At 62.2% G+C, this 3275-nt stretch carries 2 protein-coding genes and 2 pseudogenes; all 4 read left to right on the top strand.

Features of this window, described 5'->3' with window-relative positions:
- Nucleotides 1–496, top strand: a pseudogene (locus tag O1Q03_RS39825) (hypothetical protein); the annotation flags it as partial.
- Between the two features lie 150 nt (nucleotides 497–646).
- Nucleotides 647–868, top strand: a pseudogene (locus tag O1Q03_RS40060) (PAAR domain-containing protein); the annotation flags it as partial.
- Between the two features lie 72 nt (nucleotides 869–940).
- A complete protein-coding gene (locus O1Q03_RS39820; RefSeq protein ID WP_269511604.1) occupies nucleotides 941–1111 on the top strand; it encodes a hypothetical protein in 171 nt (56 codons plus the stop codon).
- A partial coding sequence (locus O1Q03_RS39815) for a T6SS effector BTH_I2691 family protein (RefSeq protein ID WP_269511579.1) occupies nucleotides 1108–3275 on the top strand: 2168 nt, incomplete at its 3' end. The genes O1Q03_RS39820 and O1Q03_RS39815, both read left to right, overlap by 4 nt.

Here is a 3275-nt window from a genome sequence, read left to right as displayed (position 1 = left end):
CTTTGACTGGGCGCAGACCGAGGGTGGTGTATTTTCACGCACGGAATTTGGCGGCCGCTCCTTCAGCACGAGCTATGCGTTGGCCTTTGGCCCACGCCCGGCACCCGGCGAAGAGAAGAATCGCACCGTCCTGTGGGTCGACAGTAACGCGCCTAACGATCCGGATCCGCGCTACATCGCCCAGGTGTGGGAATACATCCGTCAGTTCATGGAGCAGGGACCGGACCAGTTGCCGCCGCCTGGCGAACGCAACTGGTGGTACGTGCCGTTGCACCGCATTTGCCTGACCCCGGCCGAAGCCTGGCGCCACTACGCGCCGTGGCGCAGCGGTGAGCTTGGCGAGTGGCAGGGCAAGAAGAACTGGCTGCTGCCGATGTGGCTGATTCTCTTCCCTTACAACCTGTTCTCGGCCTTGTGTTGGTACGCCGTTTGCCGGCTGTTCAACGTGCGGAGCGCACCACCGCCAGCGGAAGCGCTGCAGGCGGCGAGGGGCTGAACTCATGGCGATTGACTGGCGGTTTTCATGTGTTGCCGCACGTGATGCGCCGTTCTACTACAGGACAGAATGGACTATGAACCCGCGCCCCATCCCTAGAGAAGAACGGAGCATCTTCTTCACGCGCGTTGACGCACTTCGTGTGAACGATCCGTCCTTGCTCGCACCAGTAGTCTTACTAGCGGGCTCGCGTCTGCTGCGATCGATGGCCGGGCTGTGGCGCGGGTCGGAGATCGCACCAGGTGCGGGGCCGTTATCGAAACCGGCTCGCCGGGCAGCGGCATTGAGGGCCAACCCGTTGCTCGTGTGGGTGACACCACCAGCCATGGCGGCATCCTGGTCGAGGGCGAAGCGGGATGGTTGGTGGAGTGACGGCGGTGGAACTGGCGGGCAGAGTGCGCGGACACCCGTGGGCGCCTGAGCGCCGACGTCATCGATCTGTGCATGCATCGCGTGTTCATTCATCCGGATTTGCCACTGCACCCTCACGTACAGGCTGACATTGCGCGCGCGTTGGCCGGCACATCCACGTTACAGGCGCGTTTTGAGACCTACGACGATTCGGCCTGGATGCGCATCGTCGCGTCGTTACCCGCAGCAGTGAGCTATTCATGAGCACGAGCCAAACTCTCACCCGAGCCGCACGCCAAGCAGCGCCCAATCCCACCGGAGATTGCAACGCGTGTCAGCGCACGGGCGTACCGATCCTGCCGTTGCGGCTCGCCGTCATGCCGGTTACCCAGGGGCTCAAGCGGCAGGGTGCGCTGCATCACGCGTCGGTACAGACCGCGTTGCGTGTACTGCGACAGGGCTACGTCTATGTGCTGCTGGATGAAAAAATCTGGCACGCCTATCAGGTGACTCCGGAAGGCTACCTGCGTCAATGCAATCCCTTTGCCATGCCGCGCGCGAAACCCGAGCCGCTCTCGAAGGCGTGCGTGGATGCCGGGCATGATCTGCGTGCTGCGTTCATCAACATCGACACGGCAACCTACAAGCAGGCCTGGATCGCGTTCGCGCAGGACCCCTGGCCGAAGGCCACGCTCGATGCGTATCGCACGGGCAAGCACGCTAACGGCAAGCCGCTGCCGGCAGACTATCGCCAGCGATTCAAGCTGATCAATCTCGCCATCCTGAAGTCCGATCCAAAAGCGAACAATCAGGCACTTGCGCTGGAGCATGGCGATGCACTCCACGAGCACGTGGCCGAATACGCCGCGAACACACGCGACTTCGGTAGCGTTCATGCGTGGCATCCTCGCCAAGCACGCGCGCAAGCGATGCGCGCGCAATTGCACATACTCGAGAAGCAGCATGGGCTCGAGAAAGGGGTAGCGGGCCTCATCTTGCCCGATCCGGTGGGCATGGCAGCGGAACTCAACAGCTTGCGGCTCTCCGTCAGCACTTTGCGCCAGCACTGGCGTGAGGAGCCGGCGCGGCGATATGCCTACCTCACTTCGCAATGCTTGCTGGGCATAAAAGCCTACATCGCCCAGCTCGTGGATGCCGACACGCCACCTCCCGCCGATGATTTCTGGATGCCCAGCGAGGCTGGCGTGCCGCCGGTGTTCCAAGATCCGGCGAAAGAGCGCGCTACCACGGTCGAGCACAAGGTCAAGAGTCGAATCGCGCGACTCGAAGAACGTTACTGGGAAACCGGCCCGAAGGGACGCAAAACTTTCCAGGACGCGTACGACAAAACGGTCGACGATTTCCAGAAGCAGATCGATGCCTATGCGACCGACTGGGGTACGCAGGTGGCCAGTGCCGACTGGAACCGCATCATGACGTTCGACTATGCCGACGCGGATGTTCGTTCATGGCAATGTCGTCTCGTTAGCGCCGCCGACTGTCTTGCCGGGGGTATCACCGATGCCCCATCGTCGCCGGCCAAAGCGGGCGAAACACCCAAGCCCCAAGTACTTGGCCCCAGTGGCAAGGCATGGCGGCAGTTACTGAAAGACCCCAACAGCCCGGCCTACATCGCGCTGAATGGGCAGCATACCGACCTGCAGAAAGCGTTTGAGCCGCAGTTCGCAGCCGGCGCCATGCCCAACGATGCGGGCAAGAAATACTATGACGTGCTCAAACTCATCGCGACCAGTAAGGACGGTGATGATTGGCGCAGAAGTGTCATCGTCGGTGCGGCTGATCAGTTGCTCGCCGCGATGCATGACGCGGCCAATCGCCTGGACAGTACCCTGAGCATCGGCGCCAAGGCGGCGCTGGACAATCTCCATATGGGCGCGGCGTGGCTCTACGGAAAAACCAAGCTCACTCAGGTCACGATCCAGCTCACGGTAGGCGAGTGCTTCGATCTGTTGTCGGAGGAGATACGCGGCCACGCCAATGCGGCGCAAAAGGCTGTCGGCAAGGGGGCGCGCGCGATGCTGTTGGGGAGCTTGATCACTATCCCGAACGCCAACGTTCGCAACGTATTGATCGACGTCACGCTATGGGTTCATGGTTCGGCCGAAGAGGTCAAGCAACGGCTCGTACAGTTTGGGCAGGATGCGACGGAGCGGGCGCGCGACATCAAGCAGGCCGGCGGTGTGTTGGGGCAGGACGTGAACCGGGAGGCCAAGGCGGCACTGCGCCAGATCAAGGCAGGCCTCAAGAACCTGGAGCCGGCCGCGGCCAAGCTGCTTAACGGCTTGCAGATCGGTGCCGCCGGTGCGCATCGTTTTGCTGGCAGCAGCTTCGCTGGCCTCAAGAGCTTGTCTGTCGGCAGCGTGGACGCGGGCTTGTCGTTCGTCGGGCTGTACTTTCTGCAGGACAG

Source organism: Burkholderia sp. IMCC1007, from assembly GCF_027257875.1.
Taxonomy (GTDB): domain Bacteria; phylum Pseudomonadota; class Gammaproteobacteria; order Burkholderiales; family Burkholderiaceae; genus Burkholderia.
This window is presented reverse-complemented; position numbering and strand designations above follow the sequence as displayed.